Source organism: Paraburkholderia sp. J63, assembly GCF_905220245.1.
Taxonomy (GTDB): Bacteria; Pseudomonadota; Gammaproteobacteria; order Burkholderiales; family Burkholderiaceae; genus Paraburkholderia.
Genome location: NZ_CAJMZF010000017.1, coordinates 44,623 through 64,510, shown reverse-complemented (window position 1 = coordinate 64,510; position 19,888 = coordinate 44,623). Strand labels below are relative to the sequence as shown.

Below are 19,888 nucleotides of genomic sequence, written 5' to 3'. Positions count from 1 at the left end.
TCAAGCTGCGCGACCTTATCGCCCGGGCGGGCTCATTGCGCCGGACATGTGTCCGGTATCGCGTAAAATCGGCTGCGTTCCCCTCTGCGCACTCATCGTCATGCCCGCGGATCATCCCGTCAAAAAGGAAGAGGGCGTCGCCGTCATCGATCGCGCGTGCGCCATCCTGTTCGCGTTCCGTCCCGAGGACGGCGCGCTCACGCTCGCCGAACTCGCGGCCCGCACGGGCCTCTACAAGAGCACGCTGCTGCGCCTCGCGGGCACGCTCATTCAGCATCGGCTGCTGCTGCGTCTGGCCGATGGCCGCTATCAGCTCGGGCCCGCGACCTTCGCGCTCGGCGCGCTCTATCAACGCAGCCTCAATCTGGGCGACATCGTGTTGCCGCTCATGCGCGAGCTGATGGAGGCGAGCGGGGAGAGCGTGTCGTTCTACGTGCGCGAGAACGCGATGCGCGTGTGCCTGCATCGCGTCGATTCGAAGCACGTCGTGCGCCATCACGTGCGCGAGGGCGACGTACTGCCGCTGGAAACGGGCTCGGGCGGACGCGCGCTGCTCGCGTTCGGCGGCGAGCCCGGCGAGGCGTTCGAGAAAACGCGGCGGGACTTCTACTGCGTGTCGATTGGCGAGCGCGACCGGGAAACCGCGGGGGTGTCGATGCCCGTGTTCGGCGTGCATGGCGCCTTGCGCGGCGTGCTCACGCTCGCGGGGCCGAGCTCGCGCATCGACCGCGCGTTCATCGAGGCGAATCTCGATGCGCTGTTCGATTGCGCGGCGCGCGCCACCGACGCGCTGGGCGGCGACTCGCGCGCGCTACGTGCCGCACAACGCGCGCGCTGCGAATGAGGACGCTTGAGTTCTCTATGCGTTGCTGTTTTCAGGTGCCGCCGGGTTCGAGATGGCGCTCGCCAGGCCCCGTATACGCATAAGGAATCTGCCGCGGCATCGGCCCTTTGTTGCGCTCGCCGCGCCCGCGTTGCTCCCACGCATGCGCGAGAATGCCCACCGCGCGCGACAGGCAGAACACGCCACGCGCGAGCTCGGGCGCGAAGCCCAGCTCCGCGTAGATCACGGCGGTCACGCCGTCGATGTTCATCGGCACGGGCTTGTCCTTGCGCTTTTTCAGCAGTGCTTCAATGGCGCGCGCGATCTGCGCATAGCGTCCGCCGATGATGCCCGCTGCGACGCGCGCATCGACGAGTGCGAGCAGCCGCCCCGCGCGCGGATCGATGGGGTGGAAGCGATGCCCGAAGCCCGGCAGATATTTTCCGTGCGCCGCGATGAACGCCTCCACGCTCGCTTCGACGGCTTGCTCAAGCCCACTGCCCGCGTCGATGCGTGCCGCAATCGCCTCATAGAGCTCGACCGCCTGCTGGCCCGCGCCACCGTGCACGTCGTCAAGCGCATTGAGCGCCGATGCCATCGCGCCGTTCAGCGGCAGCCCGCAACTCGTCGCCATGCGCGAAATCGCAATCGACGGCGCCTGCGGCCCATGATCGACGGAAGCGACGAGCGCCGCTTCGAACAGCGACGCTTCGCCGTCGCTGGGCAACTCGCCGCGCAGCATCAGCCAGATCATCTGCGGAAAGCTCACGCGGCCGATGAGCTCCTGGATCGGGTAGCCGCGCACGGCGATCGACCCTGGATGAATGTCGATGATCGAGGTGCGCCAGTAGTCGGCGCATAGCGCGGCAAAGTCAGCGGATTGCGCGGCGGGTTGAGCGGGCGCTGCGGGCTTGCCCGATGAATCGTTGGTCGTGGACATGTTCAGATGACTCCTTGCGCGTGCAGCGCATCGATCTGCGCCGCGTCGTAGCCGAGCCGCGCCAGCGTTTCGCGCGTATGGGCGCCGAGCGTGGGCGCGGGCGTCGCTGGCGCGGCATCGCCGTCCGAGAGGCGCAGGCCCGCGCGCGTCACGCGCTGCGCCGCCTCGCCCTGCGCGGGAGGGAATTCGCGCACGAAGCGCCGCTCGGCCAGATGGGGATGCGCAAGAATTTCCGGCACCGAAAGCACACGACCCACCGGTACGCCGCGCTCGAGCAGACGCGTCTCCCAGTGCGCGGCGCTGTCGCCGGCAAGCGCCGATTCGATCTCGGCCTTGAGTTCGGCGCGATGCTGCTTGCGCAGATGGCGCGCGGAAAAACGCTCGTCGCGCGGCAGGTCGGGGCGCCCGATCGCCTCGCACAGGCCCTCGAACTGGCGCGTCTCGTTCGCGGCAATATTCAGCAGGCCGTCGCCGGTTCTGAACGTGCCCGAGGGCGCGGCCGTGAAGTTCTCGTTGCCCATGGGCGTGGGCTCGACGCCTGCGTTCAGGTAGTTCGAGACGACCCAGCCCATCGTCGCGAGCGTGGCTTCGAGCATCGAGACGTCGAGGCGCCGGCCATGCCCGGTCGTGCGCGCATCGACGAGCGCGGCGCAGATGCCGAATGCCGCCGTCAAGCCGCCCACCGTGTCCGAGACCGGATAGCCCACGCGCAGCGGCGCGCTTTCCGGATCGCCGGTCACGCTCATCACGCCCGCCATGCCCTGGATGATCTGATCGTAGGCCGGGCGGGGCGCGAGCTCGCCGCTATCGCCAAAGCCGGAAATCGCGCAATAGACGAGCCGCGGATTTAGTCTGGATAACTGATCATATCCCAGGCCCAGGCGATCCATTACGCCGGGGCGGAAATTCTCGACCAGCACGTCGGCGTCTTTCACGAGGTCGAGGAAGATCGCCTTGCCGCGCGGGTCCTTCAGGTTCAGCGTGATCGAGCGCTTGCCCGCGTTCACCGCCACGAACGAGGCGCCCATGTTGCGCACGGCGGCATCCTTGTCGGCACCGAGACGGCGCGCGAGATCCCCGCCTTGCGGATGCTCGACCTTGGTGACGTCGGCGCCGAGGAGCGCCAGTTGATACGCACAGAACGGGCCCGCGAGCACGTTCGACAAGTCGAGAACGCGCACACCGGCCAAAGGCAACGTAGTCACGGTGGTTCCTGCCTCTAAACGTCAAACTCAAACTGCCACTCGGCGACGGTCGTTCTATCCATCAGAACGATGTTCTATAAAGCGCGAACGCATGATAGCCCGGGCGATCTCGTGCACCGACCCAGGGGTTTCACCGAGCGCGTCGCGCACGCCTTCTGCTCCAGAACGTTGCACAGGAGAGCATGACGCACATGGCGGCGCGCTCGTGTCGCGACGAGCGGGCCGCTGGTAAGCTGAACCACACGAAGCATGCGCGACATCAAGATTCATGCTTCGCTGACCGTTGCCGGCTTGCACATTCATTCGTAAGGCAGGCCGAGGATCGGCGGTCAGGACAGACGGACCTTTCAGTCAGGAGACGATGTGAACAAAACAGTCTTCCCTGGAGTCATTGCGCGGGCCTGGTCGTCGACACTCGCCACTTCGGCTTGCGCGGCGCTTGCGGGCGCTTTCATGCTCGGCGGCTGCGCCCATCAGGAAACGTCGGGCGAACACGTGCCCGCTCAATCGAACGTGCCATCGCCGCTCAACGACCTGGGCATGGGAGCGGGCGAGGGCGGACCAGGCGGTGAGGGCGGCACACCCGATATCGATGCGCGCGCAACGGATGCGCTCGATGCAATGGGCCAGTATCTGCGCTCGCTGCGGACCTTCGAAGTGGATGCCGACACGTCTACCGACGTCGTGCTCGACAACGGCCAGAACGCCGCGCTCCAGCGCCACGCCGTGCTCAAGGTGAAGCGGCCCGATCGCCTGCGCGCCGATATCTCCGGCAACGGCAACGTGCGCGGGATCGTCTACGACGGCCATCGCTTCACGATCTTCAACGAGAAGAAGGGCTACTATGCGCGCCACGATGCGCCGCCGACGCTCGACGGTCTCGTGCACGATCTGGCCGCCAACTGGCATATCGAAACACCGCTCGTCGACCTGTTCTATTGGGGCAACGGCAAGCAGGACGATATGGCGATCACCTCGGCGCAGGTGCTCGGCGTGGAGAAGGTCGACACGCGCACCTGCACGCACTACGCGCTCCGGCAGGCGGGCGCGGACTGGGAGCTGTGGATCGAAACCGGGCGCCGGCCGCTGCCGTGCAAGATGATCATCACCGATACGACCCAGCCGACGCGGCCGCGTCACGAAGTGACGTATCACTGGAGACTGAACCCGGTTTTCGCGGCATCGACGTTCGTGTTCCGTCCGCGGCCCGGCGCGCGGCAGATCGAACTCAAGCCCGCGGATCGCCCGCCTTACGAGGAGGCGCAATGATGAAGCCGAACCGCGCGCGGCGAGCGATTGCCGCGAGCCTCGCCGCCTCGATGGTGCTGGCTTCGCCCGCGGCGCTCGCATTCCGCGGCATGGCGCGCACCAGCATTCATCCGATGGGCGGCAATTTCGGCGGCGGGCAGCTCTCGCGGCCGGGATTCAATGGTGGCGGGGAGCAGTTTCATGGCGGTCAGCCGGGACCACACCCGGGGCCCGGGCCTGCGCCTGGACCGGGTCCGCATCCACCGGGGCCGCCGCCCGGACCCGGGCCACATCCGCCTGGACCGCCTCCGGGACCGCCGCCAGGCCCTGGGCCGCATCCGCCCGGGCCGCCTCCCGGTCCCGGTCCGCATCCGCCGGGGCCGCCACCACCGCATCCGCCGTACTGGGGCGGCGGGTGGTATGTTGATCCGGTCGCGGCAGCGGTCACCGTCGGGGTGACGGCGGCGGTGGTCGGGTCGATGGTTGCGACCCTGCCGCCATCGTGCAGCGCCGTGGTGATCGGCGGCACGGCATACGAGCAATGCGGCGCGACCTGGTATCAGCCTCAGTACATCGGCACGCAAGTGCAGTACGTCGTCGTGCCCGCGCCGTAATCACGTGCGGCCAGGGGGCGAGACGGTTACGCGCGATCGGGTCCTGGTCATTGCCGATGACCAGGACGTCGGCACATCCGCGAGCGCGGCGGGCTGGCGAGGCCATGCCTCGTTTCGCCTGAAGATTCGACGACGCGGGAAAGCGGCATCGGTTTAATCGCTTGGCGGACGAAGGGGCTTAAGCAAGTCTTAAGCTACCGGCGACGAGACTGTCGGCTAAATCTGAATCATTGTGCCGATGGAATGAAAGCGATCTACGCCGACCTGAAACGCGCCCGTATGCGCCCGACCTCGAGCCGCCTCGCCGTGCTGCAACTGTTTCACGCGCTGCCAGGCGAGCACATGACGGCCGACCAGGTCTTTCGGCGGATTCCGCCCGAGACCGAGCAATGCAGCCTGGCGAGCGTCTATCGCTCGCTCGCGCAATTGCTGGACGCCGGGCTCATCACCAGCGCGTGGATTGGCGAGCAGCGCGTCGTGTACGAACTCAATCGAGGCAAGCACCATTCGCATCTGGTCTGCAGCGATTGCGGCACGATCGTCGATATCGACGATAACGTGCTCGAATCGCAGCACGAGGCTATTGCCGCCGCGCGTGAGTTTCGTTATACGAGCGCGAGCCTCGTGATCTTCGGCCGCTGCGCGCAATGCGAGGCTTCGCTCGACTCGGCCGTGCGGCGCGCCGGGACGTTGCATGGGGTGGGCAGGCAGATGGAGTAGATAGTGGGCGACGAGCGCGGTGCGGCTGGAATTTGCCGCGGCGGACGGTTGGTTGAATGGATACCCAGCCTGGTTGCCACTCTAATTTATAATTTTACATAACATAAATTATCAAACTTTATGCCGGGGTGCGATGCTATAATCGAACGACTCTCTGGCCGGGTTCCGCTTGTCGATTCCCGGCTCGCCCAAGATAATTTTCTTCCAGGCGCGACCATCTGCGCCCAACGGCTGAACGCATGACCAAAGATCTGAGCGCTCCCGCATGGGCTGACGATTATCGCCACTGATTCGCCGAGCTCAAGCAGCGTGTCGAGCGCGCGCGTCAGCGCGCTGTGGCCAGCGCGAATCGCGAGCTGGTCACCCTGTACTGGCAGATCGGCCGCGACATTCTCGACCGGCAACAGCAACAAGGCTGGGGAGCTGGCGTTGTCGACCGTCTCGCGCGCGATCTCAAGGCAGCGTTTCCCGACATGCGCGGATTCTCGCCGCGCAACCTCAAGTACATGCGCGCGCTGGCACAAGCCTTTCCGCGGCCGGAATTTGTGCAACAGCCCGTTGCACAATTACCGTGGTCACACGTCGTGACACTGCTGGACAAGCTCGACGACGACGCGCGGCGGCTGTGGTACGCCCAAAAATCCCTCGAACACGGCTGGTCGCGCAGCGTACTAATCATGCAGATCGAAACCGCCGCGCACGCGCGCGCCGGCAATGCGGTCACCAACTTTGCGGAGCGCCTGCCGCCACCGCAATCCGATCTCGCGCGCGACGCGCTAAAAGATCCGTACATCTTCGACTTCCTCGGCTTGACCGAGCACGCCCAGGAGCGCGACATCGAGCGCGCGCTTACCCAGCACATCACGCGTTTTCTGCTCGAACTGGGCGCGGGATTCGCGTTCGTGGGCCGCCAGTACCGGCTTGAGGTGGGCGGCGACGAGTTTTTCGTCGATCTGCTTTTCTACCATCTCAAGCTGCGCTGCTATGTCGTCGTCGAGCTGAAAACGACACCGTTCAAGCCCGAATACGCGGGCCAGTTGAACTTCTATCTGTCCGCAATCGATGCGCAGATCAAGGCGCCCGAGGACCAGTCGACCATCGGCCTGCTGCTGTGCAAGGAAAAGAACCGGCTCGTCGCGGAGTATGCGCTGCGCGGCGTGGCCAAGCCCATGGGCGTGGCCGAGTACCAACTGATGCGCGAGGTGCCCCCCTCGCTGGAGACCGGCCTGCCGACCATCGATCAGATCGAGGCCGAGCTGCGCCCCGACCTGCCGGACGGCACTCCATAACCATCGCCGGGCTATCTTCACCCGCAGGCGCTAGCGCCGGAGACTGAAAATCCGCAGCAGCTCGTCGCGCAGCCCCGAGATATCGAGCACGTGCTGCGCGCGCGTGACCGCCACGTAAAGCAGACGAAGCTCGTCTTCGTCCGGCATCGGGCTGCCATCGGCGCCCCGCAGGCGGAAATCGTTGGCCACCCTGACCCGCTTCCATTCGAGCCCTTTGGCACGGTGCACGGTCGAGATCACGTAGTCGGGGGCGCCTTCCATCGTCGCGTGCTGCGCCAGCGCACGCAGATAGCCCGTCCCCAGCTCATCGACGATGCGCACGACCGGCTGCAGGTCCTGGCCAAACGCACTGCGCGCAAACGTCTGGGCGTCGCTCCAGGTCTCGAACAGCGAAAACGCCGCGGGACGGAATGCGCGCTGGCCGGCGAGCAGCCGGTCCGCGCCGTCGGCGTAGGCAAGGATTTCGGCCGGACTCATCCGGATCGCCGGCCGATGTCCCGCCTCGAGCCCCGCGGCGAACTGCCAGATCGCCGTGACGTTCTTCCGGCACAGGATCGCGTCGACCGGCGGCACCAGCGCGGCGTCCTCCACCATGATCGAGCCGATGGCGTCCTGTCCCCGGATGGGCGTGTCCTCACCAAGCAGCGCGAGCAGGCGGCTGGCGAGCGCCGCGAACGTGGCGCCGAAACGGAACGACTCCGTGAGCGCGCATTCGGGCGCGTCGATCTGCGCCATCGCATTGACCGCGCCCCGCCACTCGTAGATCTGCTGGTAAGGATCGCCCACGTAGATGATCTGCGCGTGGCGCTGCCGACCGAGAACCGACAGCATCACACCGTCGCTATCCTGCGCCTCGTCGAACAGGATGAAATCGGCTTCGATGCGCGGCTCCGTGAGCGCCCAGAGCTTCAGAAGCACGTCTGGCGAAATGGCGCCCATGGCGCGTGCTGCCACGCCCTCCTTCCACAGACGCACGACGTAAGGCAGCAGAAAAATGCGCAGTTGCGCGGCCACCGCCTCATCGATCTTTTCATCGACGACGATATGCTGCGTGGCCGGCTCGATGTCGGCGGACCGGCAGAACCGGTCCAGCCCATCGGCAATCATCCGCCCGATCTCGAACGGCGCGATCTCGACGGCCCTGCCCGTCACCGTGCGCACTTCCAGCGGACCAAGTCCGTAGCGCGCGGCCAGTTCGTGCGGCGGCTCGCCCTGAAGATTCACCCGGCTTCTGAGCGATGGGCTGACGGAAGCCCACGCCAGCGAATGCATCGTCCGCGCGCCGACGTGAGGCGGAAAGCGCCGGGCCGCGCTCGACGCGATGTCCCGGTTGAACGCGAGGTACAGGCCGCGCCGCTCGCTCAAATGCTCGGCCACGAGCTGGAGCGTGGATGTCTTGCCCGCGCCGGCAAATGCCTTGACCTTCAGGTCCCCGACGCGAAGCGCCGCCTCGATCACGGCCTGCTGCTCCCCTGTCGGGAGAAAATTCCTCTTCACGCGATACCCGACCTCATGTGTGGCCGCTCCTGGCGATATGAGTCGCTGATTTTCGCATGATCCAGAGCCGATCGAGCGGACTTGAGGCTATCCAGCAGGGCCAGGTTTTCACCGAAGATGATCGATCGAATGCTACCATTAAGATAACTATTCTTATCATAAGGAATCGATTTATCGATTAAACTACGAGACATGAAAACGCGCCCTACCACGAACCACGCTCCGCCGAGCGCCGAACCCGCCGGCTTCCCCGATGCCGACGAACTCGCCATGCTGCGCGCGTGGTACGCGGGTCTGCCCGTGCGCCAGGCGGTCGTCCGCTACCTGCCTGCACGGCTTGGCGAGGGCAAGTCCGCGCGCGGTGTGCTCGGCGCGATCCGGCGCAGGCTGCTGGGCATCGCACGCGCCGCGCATCGCGACGATCTCGCCGTCCTGCTCGACCATCCCGCCGATGAACGCGAACGCCACGCGAAAGCCGTCGCGCAGGCCATCGAGACCCTGCGCACCGTGCGTTCGCCCGAGCCCCAGATCGCCGACGACATCGCGCAATGGTTCGCGCCGCGCGCCATGCGCGCGCTCCATGCGCACGGCATCACGACGCTCGCCGATCTCACGGTGCGCATCCCGCGCCGCCGCCAGTGGTGGAAGGCCGTGCCGGGACTCGGCATAGCGAGCGCGCGGGCGATCGAAGCGTTCTTCGCCGCGTGGCCCGCGCTCACGGAGAAGGCGCGCGCGCTCGTGGTCGCGGGGCAGCGCGGCGACATCGTCCCGTGGGAAACCCTCAAGCTGCCGCACGAAGTCGACGGCTCGGCCGGCACTTTTCGCGCGCCGCCGGCCACCTGCACGCTCGACGCGTCGAACGACTACGAGGCCGTGCAGACCTGGCTCGCGCTGCAGGAGTCGCCGGCCACGCAGCGCACCTATCGTAAGGAAGCCGAACGATTGATCCTGTGGGCCATCGTCGAACGTGGCCGTGCACTTTCGTCGCTCACGACCGAAGATGCCATCGCCTACCGCGCCTTCCTGCGCCACCCTGCGCCACACGGACGCTGGGTCGGCCCGGTGCGGGTGCGCACGTCGCCGGACTGGCGTCCGTTCAACGGCAGCCTCTCTGCGCGCTCGGTCGCGCATGCGCTGTCGATTCTGGGCGCATTGTTCCGCTGGCTCATCGAGCAGCGCTACGTGCTCGCGAATCCGTTCGCTGGCGTGAAGGTGCGCGGCGGTACCCCCACATCGGCGCTCGATGCCTCGCACGCGTTCAGCGAAGGCGAATGGGCGCTCGTGCGCACGATCGCGGACGGGCTCGAGTGGTCATACGGCTGGACGGCCGCCGCCGCGCAGCGTCTGCGCTTCCTGCTGGATTTCGGCTATGCGACCGGCCTGCGCGCAAGTGAGCTCATCGGCGCCACGCTTGGAGCGGTCGAAACCGATCCGCGCGGCGATCACTGGCTGCGCGTGACCGGCAAGGGAAAGAAACTGGCGCGCGTCGCGCTGCCGCCGCTCGCGTGGGACGCCCTGGCGCATTACCTCGCCGAACGCGACCTGCCGGTCCTGCCCCTGCGCTGGAACCCGGCCACGCCCGTCATCGGCAGTTTGGAAAGCGATAGCGACGCGACGATCAGCAGCGTGCGCCTGTGGATGGTGATGCGTCGCTTCTTTGCGCTGGCCGCCGATGCGATCGAAAACGACCACGCGCCCCTCGCCGAAAAGCTGCGCCGCGCGAGCCCGCACTGGATGCGTCACACGCATGCGACCCACGCACTAGGCCGCGGCGCGGAGCTCACCACCGTGCGGGACAACCTGCGCCACGCCTCGGTCTCGACGACCTCGATCTATCTGCACAGCGACGAGGTCAAGCGCGCGCGGCAGTTGGCGGAGGCGTTCACGAGGAAGTGAGCACCCTGTGTCTAGGCGAGCAAGCGCAACGCATCCTCGATCGATAGCACCGTCGTCCGCGAATCGAATGCGGTGGCGAACAGATGTTCATGCACGACCTGATCCGGGTCGTAACAGCAGTCCTTGACCGTATAGAGGCGGAAGTCCGCATCGCTTGCGTACGCAACCGACGACAGCACGACGCCCGTCGACGCAATGCCCACCATGATCAGCGAATCGATCCCTTGTGCCCGAAGCCGTGCTTCCAGGCCGGTGCCGAAGAACACGCTGGCGCGATGCGCGGCGATGAGCGGTTCATCGGCTTGCTGACCCAGCTCCGGCGCGGTCCGGTCATCGACGAAAAGATCCAGCCGCTTGATTCCCTGCCCATTCTTGTTCGATGGGCTGACTTCCGGATAGCCGGGACTGAAGCGGAGATTGACGAAATAAATACCGACGCCTTTGGCCCGCGCCGCATCGCATAGCTTGCGCGTATGGGCGAGCAAATCCGGCGCGACCGATGGAAAGAGCCCGAGAATATCGGTCTGGTAATGCATGACCAAAAGCGCCGTTTGCGCCGGCACAATGGCCGGAATCTGCGAACTCGCGCGTTGCCCGGATGGGTCGCCGTCTGCGTCGCTCCTGCTGGAACCCACACTCGATGCCATTGCCGCTCCTGATGCGTTTTTCCGGATGGTACGCGAACGCGAGTCCGTTCGAATATTCGACGTATCGGCAAAAATTGGCGAGAATGCGTCGGGCAACGTTTGCCGGACGTCGCCGGCGTTGCCGCTCAACCTGGAATGCACTATGAAACGATTCTTGCTCGCTGCGCTCGCAGCCGCTTCGCTCGTGACTTGCGCGCATGCGCAAAGCAGCGCGTCCGACTCGCTCGCGACAGCCACGGGCACCCTGCAATTCGTGCGCGACGACCGCGATTACGTAGCACTGCTCGACAAGGAGATTTTCGATCGCTTCGGCGCGAAGACGCTCGAGCATTTCGATGAAATGGGCCACGGCGGCGGCACGATCACGCGCATGCTCGTGCAGACCGCTTACGGTCCCGTGCTGTACGACTTTCGCAGCCGCCCGCCGCTCGTGAAACGCGCGAACGTGCGCATGACCGTCAAGCGCGTGTACTGGCAACCCGACGAAGTCGTGATGCAGAGTTCGGAAGGCTGGTTCCGCTTCAGGAATGGCACGCTGACGAAGCTGCAATCGTCGACGACGACGTACCACTGATGCGCCACCGCGGCCACGCCAGCGAGTCGCGCGACCTGGCGCATCGTCCGCGCCGGGGCCTCGGCCGCCGGCCCTGGTAACGCTCCCGCCGCTTTCCAGCCACCGTCGAACGGACTAGCATAAGAATCTCGGCTCGAAGGAGGTGACTATGGCTACCTATGCTGTCGACGGAGTGCGCATCAGCGCTTCAACGGACCGTGTGACGCACGTGCGCTGGGCGCCAATTGACCCTCATACCCATGACTGGCTTTCGCCGCCGAAGATCGCCGAGGTGGCGGACGTTGCAAACGACATCCGCTCGGGCGCCGTGGTGTATTCCGTTTTCACGCTGGGCGGCCGGAAATTCCTCGGGCCCAAGATCAAGGCGGTGCCTCACCCCAACGGGGCCGACGGCATCGATATGGAAGTCCCCGACGGCAGCGTCGAAAAGTCGATGGACGATCTGCCCCGTGTCTAGGGCCTGGCCGCCCTCCTGCTACGAGCTTGACGATGCGGCGCCGCGAACCGATAAAATCGCGGTTTGCGCCCGCCGGCGCTGACGTTGCGCCGCTGAAGTTGCGGCGCTGATGTTGCGGATTCCCCGCTGCCCGGCGCCGCGCCTCCCATTCCAACTCAACGCATTGCGCCATGGCCCGCATCGAGCTCCATTTTCCCGAAGACCAGTATTACTACTCGACGCACCTCACGGTGCGCGTCACCGACATCAATTCGGCGAATCATCTCGCGAACGACTCGATGATCTCGATGATTTCCGAGGCGCGGGCGCGCTTTTTGTTCGATGCCGGCATCGAGGAGATGAAGGACGCCCACACCAGCATCATCGTCACGGACCTCGCGACCACCTATCGCGCCGAAGCCTACGCGCGCGACCAGCTGTGTTTCGAGGTGGGCATCATGGATTTCAACCGCTACGGCGGCGACATCATCTTCCGCATCACGCGGCCCTCGGACGGCGCGCTCATCGCGATGGCGAAGTCGGGGTTCGTTTTCTTCGACTACGAGGCGAAAAAAGTGGTGCCGATGCCGGAGGCATTCCGCGCGAAATTCCCTGACGTCAACTCGGTCGCCTGAAGCTTCGCGCGTCTTCGGTCTTCAACGCGGCTGAAACGCGATCAGCGCCATCCCGGCCAATGCGAGCGCCATGCCGGCCCAGTCCCAGGGGCTCGGCCGGATCGCTTCCACGCCCCACAGCCACAGCATCGCCACGCAGACATAAACGCCGCCATAGGCCGCGTAAGTGCGCCCAGCCGCGCTCGGATGCAGCGTGAGCAGCCACGCGAAAAGCGCGAGCGAGATGGCGGCGGGCACGAGCCACCAGGCGCTCGCGCCCTCGCGCAGCCAACGATACGGCAGATAGCAGCCCAGGATTTCGGCAAGCGCAGTGGCGACGAAAAGCAGAAACGTCTTCATGGATGGCAAACATGCGGCGGTGACGTCGAGGGGGCACATGGTAGCGCAGGCAGCGTATAGCCGTAAAACAGCCGAATATCGGCGAATAATTATCCAGACCGAAAGAGAGATTTTCCGGATTTCAAACTATTGAACAAATCACGCGCGCGTTTCAATTTCACATTCAGATTTTTTGAATTGAGCGATTTATTTGCCGGGATACCGTCAACAATGGTGTCGGCGCAGTATGCGGTCGAATACGATCAGGCATCCTGCGCCTATGCCGCAAGCATCTTCCACGCGATACAAATCAATATATTTACAAGGAGGGATTGAATTTATTCAAAATTGTCGAATAATCGTTTTTTGAAACTCCCGTTTTAAAAACGATTATTAACCGCCAAGGAAAACAATCATGAGAACCGCCGTCTACGCCCGCTGCCTTGCCGCCACATTCATGCTCGCCCTGCCCGCTGGCGTCGCGCTGGCCGCCGATCAAGCCGCCGCGCCCGCCACCACGTCGGCTGCGCTGCCGCGCGTGGCCGTGCTCGCCACCGGCGGCACCATCGCGGGCCAGGCCGATACGCGCGCGGCCAACGCCTACAACGCGGGCGCCGTGGGCGCGCAGCAGCTCGTGCAAGCGGTGCCCGGCATCGAGAAGCTCGCGAATCTGAGCACCGAGCAGGTGGCGTCGATCGGTTCGCAGGACATGAACGACAAGGTCTGGTTCGCGCTCGCGCGGCGCATCCAGGAGATTTTCGACCGCAATGAAGCCGACGCCGTCGTCATCACGCACGGCACGGACACGCTCGAGGAAACGGCGTTCTTCCTCGACAACGTGCTGCACACCGACAAGCCCGTCGTGCTGGTGGGCTCCATGCGGCCATCGACGGCCACGAGCGCAGACGGCCCGAGCAATCTCTACGAGGCCGTCGAAGTGGCGGCCAGCCCTGCCGCGCGCGGGCGCGGCGTGATGGTGGTGCTCAACGACACGATCCAGTCGGCGCGCGCGACCACGAAGACCAATACGACGAGCGTGCAGACGTTCACGTCGCCCAATAGCGGGCCGATCGGCTATGTCGATCCCGCGAGCGTGCGTTTTCTCGCGCCGGCGGTCCAGCCGGACAGCCACAAGTACGCGCTGCCCTCGGGCGAGCAACTGCCGCGCGTCGAGATCGTCTACTCGCACGCCAACATGGACGGCGTGCAGATCGACAATGCCATCGCCAACAAGGTCAAGGGCATCGTGCTCGCGGGTGTCGGCGACGGCAACACGTCGAAGTCGGCGCTCGAGGCGCTTCAGCGCGCCGCGAAGCAAGGCATCGTGGTGGTGCGCGCCTCGCGCGTGGGATCGGGATTCGTGAACCGCAACGTCGAGGTCAACGACGACACGAGCGGCTTCGTCGTCTCGCTCGATCTCAATCCGCAAAAGGCGCGCGTGCTCACGCAATTGCTGATCGCCAACGGCATCACCTCGCCCGCCCAGGTGCAGAAGGCGTTTGCCGCGACGTGGTGAGCGGCGCGCTCCCGGCGGGTTTCGACGCCGCTCAGTGACGCTCAGGGACGCTCGCCGCGCGCGAGTCGCGTTTCGATCTCCGTGACCACGGGCATCAGATCGGCCACGCTGTCGATCACGTAGTGCGCGCCCGCGGCGCGCAGACGTTGCGCGGCGGCTTCGCGGCGCTGCGCGAAATCTTCGGGCGAGAGCGCGCGGACTTCGTCTTCGGTGAGGCCGAACGCGTTGCCGCTCACGGCCACGCCCACGGTCCAGGTGCCGCCGTTGATGCCCTCTTCGATACCCACTTCGGTGTCGTCCACCTTGATCGCTTCACGCGCGCGCCACACGCCGAGCTGCGGCAGCGTCCGGTAGATCATGTACGGCGAAGGACGGCCTTCGGGCGTATCGCCGGTGCAGACGATGCTGTCCGCGGAGAAACCCTGCGCGGCCGCGCCCGGCACGATCTGGTCGATGATCTCGCGCGTATAGCCCGTGGTCGAGCCAATGCGCACGCCGTCGGCGCGCAGTTGCGCGGTCACGCCCGCCACGCCCGGAATCACGTTGCTGTACTGCGCGGCCACGGCCACGTTCTTCGGCACGAAGACGTCGTAGACCGCGTCGATATCGGCGTCGCCGGGCACGTGGCCGTGGCGCGCTTCCCATGCCCTGGCGACACGCGGCAGCGCCATCAGGGCCGCGATATGCGGGCGCTTGGCCATGCCCATCGGGCCGCGCGCTTCTTCGATCGTGATCGGCACGCCGAACTCCTCGAAAGTCTCGACGAACGCGCCCATGGGCGCGCGCGAGCCATAGTCGACCACCGTGCCGGCCCAATCGAAGATCACTGCCTTGACGTATTTCATTTCCGTAAGTCCTGGAAAACGTGCGGGAAAACGCACTGCAAAAAGCGTTGAATAATGCGTTGCAAAAAAATTCGTGAATCGGGATTGGCGGGGGCGGCTGCGCGTCCGCGAACGCGCAGCGCGAACATCGTCCTCAGGCCGCGAGCGCCTCGCGGGCGTCGAGCGCGGCGTGCTCCGGTGCGCCGTCGGGCACGCCGAGCGTGCGCAAGGCCGCACCGCAGGCCTGAACCACGCGGCGCATGACGGCCTCGTCGAGCGCGCCGATGCAGCCGATGCGGAAGCTCTCGACGCTGGTGAGCTTGCCCGGATAGATGATGAAGCCCTGCTCTTTCATCAGCTCGTAAAAGCGCGTGAAGCTGAACGACGGATGCGCCGGCGAAAAGAACGTGACGATGATCGGCGAGCGCCACGCTTCGGTCAGCAGCGGCTCGAAGCCGAGCGAGCGCATGCCTTCCACCATCACGTCGCGATTGCGCGTGTAGCGTGCGAGACGTCCGGGCTGGCCGCCTTCGGCTTCATACAGGCGCAGCGCTTCGAGAAACGCGGCCACCGCGTGCGTCGGTGGCGTGAAGCGCCACTGGCCGGTGCGGTTCATGACGTCCCACTGATCGTGCAGGTCCAGCGCGAGCGAATGGCTGTTGCCCTTCGCGGCCGCGAGCGCGGCCTTTTTCGCAATGACGAAGCCGAAGCCCGGCACGCCTTCGATACACTTGTTCGCCGACGAGACGAACGCCTCGCACGGCAGCGTATGCATGTTGAGCGGCACGGCGCCGAAGGCGCTCATCGAATCGACCAGCAGGCGCCGGCCGTGGCGCGCCGTGACCGCGGCAATCTCCTCGATCGGATTGAGGATGCCGGAGCTGGTTTCGCAGTGCACCACGACCACGTGCGTGATGTCGGCGTGAGCGGCGAGCAGGCGCTCGACGTCGGCGGCGCGCGGCGGCAGATAGTCGCCCGTGTCGTGCACCGTGTGGCGGCGGCCCAGATAGCGCAGCGTGGTGGCGATGCGCTTGCCGTAGGCGCCATTGGCGAGCACGAGCGCGTGGCCGTCGCGCGGCACGAAGCTGCCCAGCATCGCCTCGACGCAGTAGCTGCCGCTGCCCTGCAGTGGCACGCAGTCGTACTCGCCATTCGCGTCGTTGGCGTCGCAGCCGGCGATTTCCAGCAGCGCGTGGCGCAGGCGCACCGTCATCGCGCGGAAATCGGCGTCCCACGAGCCCCAGTCGCGCAGCATCGCGGCTTTAGTCGTTGCGGCCGTGGTCAGCGGGCCGGGGGTCAGCAGGTACGGGTCTGCGGGGGTGGTCATGCGGCTGCTCCAGTCGGTGTTCAGCAGGAAAGCTCACACATTACTGCACTGCAGCACATCGGTAAAATCGATATAATCGATGTTGGTATCGCTAAAACTTATGCCCATGGCGCGGCACGCGATCGAACCGGTCGAGCGCGCCTGGGCGGCTTCCCGGGACGGGACTCACGATCATGCAATACGCCCAGTTGCGAGCCTTTCACACCGTCGCCGAGCACGGCGGCTTCTCGCGCGCCGCGCAGGCGCTCTCGCTCACCCAGCCGGCCGTCTCCGACCACGTTCGGCGGCTCGAAGCGGACTTCGGCGTGAAGCTGTTCGAGCGCGCGCCGCGCGGCGTCGAGCTCACCGAGCTCGGGCGGCGGCTCTACGCGGTGACGCGCCAGATGGTGGGCTGCGAGCGCGACGCCAGGCGCCTGCTCGAGGCCGCCGGTGCGCTGGAATCGGGCGAACTGGCGCTGGTCGCCGACGCGCCGGACCTCGCCGTCAAGCTGATCGGCGCGTTCCGGCGCCGTTATCCGGGCGTGGTCGTGAAGCTCGCCATTGCGAACGCCACCGAGTGCATGCGGCGCGTGCTGTCGAGCGAAGTGGACGCCGCAATCACGGCCGCGCACCAGGTGCATAGCCGCCTGCAGACGCGCGTGCTGCGCGAGGACGCGCTGGTCGCGGTGGTGCCCGTCGAGAGCGCCTCGGCGAAAAAGCGCCGCATGACCTACGAGGAACTGGTGCGCGAGCCGATGATCTTCCGCGAGGCGCATTCAGTCACGCAGCAGTTACTTGAAGCGGAGCTGGTTCGCAAAGGGCTGCAGGTCGAGCCCGTGCTCTACGTGGATGGCCGCGAGGCGCTGCAGACCGCGATCGCCCAGGGCGTGGGCGCGGGCGTCATCGCGGGCGCGGAGTTCGGCGAGTCGCGGCGGATTCGCGCGATCCCGCTCGTGGATTGCCAGGTGCACATGGTGGAGACGCTCGTGCGGCTCGCCGAGCCTTCGTCGTCGAATCTGCTCGACGCGCTCTTTGCCACGCCGCTCGACTGAACGCGCCTCCTGCGCCCTCACGACACGACGATATCCGCCCCTACCTGGTGCAGCAGATCGCGCAGCGTCTCGGCCTGCTCCATGCGCGCGCCGCGCCGCAAATGAATGCGCAGCGCCCGCCCAGCGATGCCGTCCACCGGCTGCACCAGCGTCAACTCCAGCGCGAGCCCGAGTCCGTCGGGCGCATCGGCCTCGGCGGGCTCGACGACTCGCGGCGCAAAATTGGCCGGGGCTGCCGCTGCAGTGCGGGTCGGGAAACAGGGGGATTCGGACATGGTGCGGACCTCGTTGGTGAAAGGCTCGGGGTCATCGTAACCATGCGGGCATGCCGCGCCAAACGAGAAATCGGCGTATGCAAATGAGTCCGCGGCCGAAGACGATTGCGCCGGGCACGCTTTACGCTAAATCCGATTTTCGGACCCGATTTTGAGTCCGGTTCCCAACCCGCTCCGCAAACACGCCCGCGCCCACGCTCGGGTGGCACCTGCGTGACGCCTGAATGCCAGTCATTCGCAGCCCATTTTTTGTCCGCCATTTTGTCCGTTAATTCCGGGCACGCGGGTGCAGTGCGTGGCACACTGACCGAACCGTTCCACCTCGACAGGAGTCGCTCATGGAACGTCCCTTCACCGATCGCCGCGAGGCGGGCCAGATGCTCGCCGCGCAACTCGCGCCCTATGCGGGGCGTCGCGATATCGTCGTGCTCGCGCTGCCGCGCGGCGGCGTGCCCGTTGCATTCGAAGTCGCCGAGGCGCTGCGCGCGCCGCTCGACGTGCTTCCCGTGTGCAAGCTCGGCACGCCGTGGCAGCCCGAGCTCGCGATGGGCGCGCTCTCCTCGAACGGCGCGCAATATGTCGACGAAACGCTGATCCGCGAGGCCGGCGTGAGCGAAGCGCAATTGCAGAGCGCGCTCTCGCTCGCCCGCATCGAACTGGGCCGGCGCGAGGCGCGCTACCGCGGCACGCGCCCGCCGGTGCCCGTGGCCGGACGCGTGGCGCTCGTGATCGACGACGGCATGGCCACGGGCGCTTCGCTCAAGGCCGCCGCGCGGGCGCTCGCCTCGCTCGGCCCCGCGCGCATCATCGCGGCGCTGCCGGTCGCGCCGGCCGGCGCGCGCGCCCGGCTCGCGGGCGCCATCGACGATTTCGTCTGCGTGCAAACGCCCCCGTCGTTCATGAGCGTGGGCCAGTTCTATTTCGATTTCGATCAGGTCGACGACGACACCGTGCGCGATTTGCTCGACCGCGCGGCAGCGAACGATTGAGGCCAGCGGCGAGACCAGCGGCTGTCGTGGGCCGTCCCCATGAAATTGCGTGCGCAGCCATCGAACGGGCTCGATGCTGACCCAACTGCGCAAGGGCGTCGGCGTTCAACGCACCGGATTGGCCGCCTGCTCCCCGACCACGGTCTGCCAGGGCCGCACGCGCCACGCCTTGACGAGCCCAGCCTTCACATAGGGATCGGCGCGCGCGAATGCTTCGGCGGCCGCGGGGCTATCGCTCTGGAACAGCAGCAGCGCCCCGTCCACGGGCTCGGCGATCGCGCCCGCGAGCAGCAGCTCGCCGCGCCCCGCCGCCGCCCAGGCGAGCGCCAGATGCGCGTCGCGGTGCTCGGCGCGCCGCTCGAGATAATCGTCAACGAGGTCGTACATCAAGAGGTAATGCATCGTCTGTCTCCTGTCTTGAACCGAACATGCAGCAAAAGCCGTCCATACCACGCATTGTGCCCCAGTGCGCGTCAACCGATCCCACCCACGGCTCGTTTTCAGGTTGGCTTTGCCATAATGGTTGCGGCGATGGGCAAAGATGAACCGCGCCTGCTCGCACGACTACCGACAACATCGATATCGCATGGGAGTGAACGATGAAGATTCAATCCGTCATTGCTGCAATCGTGCTGGGCGGCGCACTGGCCGCGCCCGCATTCGCCCAGACCGCTGCGCCCGCAGCACCGGCTTCCGGCGTGAAAAGCGCGAATAGCCAGCAGTCGAAGATGACGACGTGCAACGCGCAGGCCGGCAGCAAGAAAGGCGACGATCGCAAGGCATTCATGAAGCAGTGCCTCTCGGCCGGCGGCGCAACCACCGGCACGATGACGCAGCAGGAACGGATGAAGGCGTGCAACGCGCAGGCCGGCGACAAGAAGGGCGACGATCGCAAGGCATTCATGAAGCAGTGCCTCTCGACCAAGAACTGATCCGCAGCGACGGTAGCCCCCGCCACGACGCGCCCCGGCTTATGCTGCGGCGCGTCGTTTTTTTTCATGGCGCGGCGGCCTTCGCCCACTCGCGCGCCGCGCGTGTGCCGGCGCACCTGCCGCCTTGCGCTCAAGCGCCATTTTTCTCCTAT

General features: G+C 66.0%; 21 protein-coding genes and 1 pseudogene. 13 read left to right on the top strand and 9 right to left on the bottom strand.

The window, feature by feature from the left end; all coding sequences use genetic code 11:
* Nucleotides 1-100 precede the first annotated feature (100 nt).
* Nucleotides 101-844: an IclR family transcriptional regulator gene (locus tag U5775_RS19550; RefSeq protein ID WP_322059740.1), complete on the top strand. Its 744-nt coding sequence runs from the start codon at nucleotides 101-103 to the stop codon at nucleotides 842-844.
* A 31-nt stretch (nucleotides 845-875) separates the two neighbouring features.
* Here the strand turns inward: U5775_RS19550 and U5775_RS19545 are convergent, their stop codons facing one another.
* Both U5775_RS19545 and U5775_RS19540 read right to left on the bottom strand, forming a co-directional pair.
* Complete coding sequence (locus U5775_RS19545) at nucleotides 876-1,763, bottom strand: citryl-CoA lyase (RefSeq protein WP_322059739.1); 888 nt, start codon at nucleotides 1,761-1,763, stop codon at nucleotides 876-878.
* A gap of 2 nt (nucleotides 1,764-1,765) precedes the next feature.
* Nucleotides 1,766-2,968, bottom strand: a complete 1,203-nt coding sequence (locus U5775_RS19540; RefSeq protein ID WP_322059738.1) for a CoA transferase — start codon at nucleotides 2,966-2,968, stop codon at nucleotides 1,766-1,768.
* A 363-nt stretch (nucleotides 2,969-3,331) separates the two neighbouring features.
* Between U5775_RS19540 and U5775_RS19535 the strand changes: the two genes are divergently transcribed.
* From U5775_RS19535 to U5775_RS19520, 4 genes and pseudogenes are all read left to right on the top strand, one after another.
* A complete protein-coding gene (locus U5775_RS19535) occupies nucleotides 3,332-4,237 on the top strand; it encodes a DUF2092 domain-containing protein (protein WP_322059737.1) in 906 nt (301 codons plus the stop codon).
* A 458-nt stretch (nucleotides 4,238-4,695) separates the two neighbouring features.
* Entirely contained in the window at nucleotides 4,696-4,830 is a 135-nt protein-coding gene (locus U5775_RS19530; RefSeq protein ID WP_322059736.1) for a hypothetical protein, read from the top strand.
* A 243-nt stretch (nucleotides 4,831-5,073) separates the two neighbouring features.
* Nucleotides 5,074-5,550 carry a Fur family transcriptional regulator gene (locus U5775_RS19525; RefSeq protein WP_322059735.1) on the top strand — a complete coding sequence of 159 codons (477 nt, stop codon included), beginning with the start codon at nucleotides 5,074-5,076 and terminating at the stop codon, nucleotides 5,548-5,550.
* A gap of 239 nt (nucleotides 5,551-5,789) precedes the next feature.
* Nucleotides 5,790-6,839, top strand: a pseudogene (locus U5775_RS19520) (PDDEXK nuclease domain-containing protein).
* A 30-nt stretch (nucleotides 6,840-6,869) separates the two neighbouring features.
* Here the strand turns inward: U5775_RS19520 and U5775_RS19515 are convergent.
* Nucleotides 6,870-8,336: a UvrD-helicase domain-containing protein gene (locus tag U5775_RS19515; RefSeq protein WP_322059734.1), complete on the bottom strand. Its 1,467-nt coding sequence runs from the start codon at nucleotides 8,334-8,336 to the stop codon at nucleotides 6,870-6,872.
* Between the two features lie 192 nt (nucleotides 8,337-8,528).
* Here U5775_RS19515 and U5775_RS19510 point away from each other — a divergent pair, with 192 nt between their 5' ends.
* On the top strand, nucleotides 8,529-10,232 hold the full coding sequence (locus tag U5775_RS19510; protein WP_322059733.1) for a site-specific integrase: 1,704 nt from the start codon (nucleotides 8,529-8,531) through the stop codon (nucleotides 10,230-10,232).
* Nucleotides 10,233-10,243: 11 nt separating this feature from the next.
* Here the strand turns inward: U5775_RS19510 and U5775_RS19505 are convergent, their stop codons facing one another.
* Nucleotides 10,244-10,879: an isochorismatase family cysteine hydrolase gene (locus U5775_RS19505; protein ID WP_322059732.1), complete on the bottom strand. Its 636-nt coding sequence runs from the start codon at nucleotides 10,877-10,879 to the stop codon at nucleotides 10,244-10,246.
* A 142-nt stretch (nucleotides 10,880-11,021) separates the two neighbouring features.
* On the opposite strand from U5775_RS19505, the gene U5775_RS19500 reads away from it, so the two are divergent.
* The 3 genes from U5775_RS19500 (at nucleotide 11,022) to U5775_RS19490 (ending at nucleotide 12,524) form a co-directional block, all read left to right on the top strand.
* Nucleotides 11,022-11,453, top strand: coding sequence for a hypothetical protein (locus U5775_RS19500; RefSeq protein WP_322059731.1), 432 nt, complete (start codon nucleotides 11,022-11,024; stop codon nucleotides 11,451-11,453).
* Nucleotides 11,454-11,601: 148 nt separating this feature from the next.
* Nucleotides 11,602-11,910 carry a hypothetical protein gene (locus tag U5775_RS19495; RefSeq protein WP_322059730.1) on the top strand — a complete coding sequence of 103 codons (309 nt, stop codon included), beginning with the start codon at nucleotides 11,602-11,604 and terminating at the stop codon, nucleotides 11,908-11,910.
* A 170-nt stretch (nucleotides 11,911-12,080) separates the two neighbouring features.
* Nucleotides 12,081-12,524: a thioesterase family protein gene (locus U5775_RS19490; RefSeq protein WP_322059729.1), complete on the top strand. Its 444-nt coding sequence runs from the start codon at nucleotides 12,081-12,083 to the stop codon at nucleotides 12,522-12,524.
* Between the two features lie 21 nt (nucleotides 12,525-12,545).
* Here the strand turns inward: U5775_RS19490 and U5775_RS19485 are convergent, their stop codons facing one another.
* Complete coding sequence (locus U5775_RS19485) at nucleotides 12,546-12,863, bottom strand: YnfA family protein (protein WP_322059728.1); 318 nt, start codon at nucleotides 12,861-12,863, stop codon at nucleotides 12,546-12,548.
* A gap of 394 nt (nucleotides 12,864-13,257) precedes the next feature.
* Between U5775_RS19485 and U5775_RS19480 the strand changes: the two genes are divergently transcribed.
* Complete coding sequence (locus U5775_RS19480; RefSeq protein ID WP_415913608.1) at nucleotides 13,258-14,358, top strand: asparaginase; 1,101 nt, start codon at nucleotides 13,258-13,260, stop codon at nucleotides 14,356-14,358.
* 41 nt (nucleotides 14,359-14,399) lie between these two features.
* Here U5775_RS19480 and phnX read toward each other — a convergent pair whose 3' ends face one another.
* Nucleotides 14,400-15,203 carry a phosphonoacetaldehyde hydrolase gene (gene phnX / locus U5775_RS19475; protein ID WP_322059727.1) on the bottom strand — a complete coding sequence of 268 codons (804 nt, stop codon included), beginning with the start codon at nucleotides 15,201-15,203 and terminating at the stop codon, nucleotides 14,400-14,402.
* A gap of 133 nt (nucleotides 15,204-15,336) precedes the next feature.
* Nucleotides 15,337-16,509 carry a 2-aminoethylphosphonate--pyruvate transaminase gene (locus U5775_RS19470; RefSeq protein ID WP_322059726.1) on the bottom strand — a complete coding sequence of 391 codons (1,173 nt, stop codon included), beginning with the start codon at nucleotides 16,507-16,509 and terminating at the stop codon, nucleotides 15,337-15,339.
* Nucleotides 16,510-16,682: 173 nt separating this feature from the next.
* Here U5775_RS19470 and U5775_RS19465 point away from each other — a divergent pair, with 173 nt between their 5' ends.
* On the top strand, nucleotides 16,683-17,540 hold the full coding sequence (locus U5775_RS19465) for a LysR substrate-binding domain-containing protein (RefSeq protein WP_322059725.1): 858 nt from the start codon (nucleotides 16,683-16,685) through the stop codon (nucleotides 17,538-17,540).
* 17 nt (nucleotides 17,541-17,557) lie between these two features.
* Here U5775_RS19465 and U5775_RS19460 read toward each other — a convergent pair whose 3' ends face one another.
* Complete coding sequence (locus U5775_RS19460) at nucleotides 17,558-17,815, bottom strand: hypothetical protein (protein ID WP_322059724.1); 258 nt, start codon at nucleotides 17,813-17,815, stop codon at nucleotides 17,558-17,560.
* 338 nt (nucleotides 17,816-18,153) lie between these two features.
* On the opposite strand from U5775_RS19460, the gene U5775_RS19455 reads away from it, so the two are divergent.
* Nucleotides 18,154-18,804 carry a phosphoribosyltransferase gene (locus U5775_RS19455; RefSeq protein WP_322059723.1) on the top strand — a complete coding sequence of 217 codons (651 nt, stop codon included), beginning with the start codon at nucleotides 18,154-18,156 and terminating at the stop codon, nucleotides 18,802-18,804.
* Between the two features lie 105 nt (nucleotides 18,805-18,909).
* On the opposite strand, the gene U5775_RS19450 is transcribed toward U5775_RS19455, so the two are convergent.
* Complete coding sequence (locus U5775_RS19450) at nucleotides 18,910-19,206, bottom strand: YciI-like protein (protein WP_322059722.1); 297 nt, start codon at nucleotides 19,204-19,206, stop codon at nucleotides 18,910-18,912.
* A gap of 197 nt (nucleotides 19,207-19,403) precedes the next feature.
* Between U5775_RS19450 and U5775_RS19445 the strand changes: the two genes are divergently transcribed.
* Nucleotides 19,404-19,736 carry a PsiF family protein gene (locus tag U5775_RS19445; RefSeq protein WP_322059721.1) on the top strand — a complete coding sequence of 111 codons (333 nt, stop codon included), beginning with the start codon at nucleotides 19,404-19,406 and terminating at the stop codon, nucleotides 19,734-19,736.
* The last annotated feature ends 152 nt before the right edge of the window (nucleotides 19,737-19,888 follow it).

Coding starts and splice junctions, on each gene's coding strand:
- U5775_RS19550 (WP_322059740.1), top strand. CDS start 101: ATGCCCGCGGATCATCCCGTCAAAAAGGAAGAGGGCGTCGCCGTCATC.
- U5775_RS19545 (WP_322059739.1), bottom strand. CDS start 1,763: ATGTCCACGACCAACGATTCATCGGGCAAGCCCGCAGCGCCCGCTCAA.
- U5775_RS19530 (WP_322059736.1), top strand. CDS start 4,696: ATGGTTGCGACCCTGCCGCCATCGTGCAGCGCCGTGGTGATCGGCGGC.
- U5775_RS19525 (WP_322059735.1), top strand. CDS start 5,074: ATGAAAGCGATCTACGCCGACCTGAAACGCGCCCGTATGCGCCCGACC.
- U5775_RS19510 (WP_322059733.1), top strand. CDS start 8,529: ATGAAAACGCGCCCTACCACGAACCACGCTCCGCCGAGCGCCGAACCC.
- U5775_RS19505 (WP_322059732.1), bottom strand. CDS start 10,879: ATGGCATCGAGTGTGGGTTCCAGCAGGAGCGACGCAGACGGCGACCCA.
- U5775_RS19500 (WP_322059731.1), top strand. CDS start 11,022: ATGAAACGATTCTTGCTCGCTGCGCTCGCAGCCGCTTCGCTCGTGACT.
- U5775_RS19495 (WP_322059730.1), top strand. CDS start 11,602: ATGGCTACCTATGCTGTCGACGGAGTGCGCATCAGCGCTTCAACGGAC.
- U5775_RS19490 (WP_322059729.1), top strand. CDS start 12,081: ATGGCCCGCATCGAGCTCCATTTTCCCGAAGACCAGTATTACTACTCG.
- U5775_RS19485 (WP_322059728.1), bottom strand. CDS start 12,863: ATGAAGACGTTTCTGCTTTTCGTCGCCACTGCGCTTGCCGAAATCCTG.
- U5775_RS19480 (WP_415913608.1), top strand. CDS start 13,258: ATGAGAACCGCCGTCTACGCCCGCTGCCTTGCCGCCACATTCATGCTC.
- phnX (WP_322059727.1), bottom strand. CDS start 15,203: ATGAAATACGTCAAGGCAGTGATCTTCGATTGGGCCGGCACGGTGGTC.
- U5775_RS19470 (WP_322059726.1), bottom strand. CDS start 16,509: ATGACCACCCCCGCAGACCCGTACCTGCTGACCCCCGGCCCGCTGACC.
- U5775_RS19465 (WP_322059725.1), top strand. CDS start 16,683: ATGCAATACGCCCAGTTGCGAGCCTTTCACACCGTCGCCGAGCACGGC.
- U5775_RS19460 (WP_322059724.1), bottom strand. CDS start 17,815: ATGTCCGAATCCCCCTGTTTCCCGACCCGCACTGCAGCGGCAGCCCCG.
- U5775_RS19455 (WP_322059723.1), top strand. CDS start 18,154: ATGGAACGTCCCTTCACCGATCGCCGCGAGGCGGGCCAGATGCTCGCC.
- U5775_RS19450 (WP_322059722.1), bottom strand. CDS start 19,206: ATGCATTACCTCTTGATGTACGACCTCGTTGACGATTATCTCGAGCGG.
- U5775_RS19445 (WP_322059721.1), top strand. CDS start 19,404: ATGAAGATTCAATCCGTCATTGCTGCAATCGTGCTGGGCGGCGCACTG.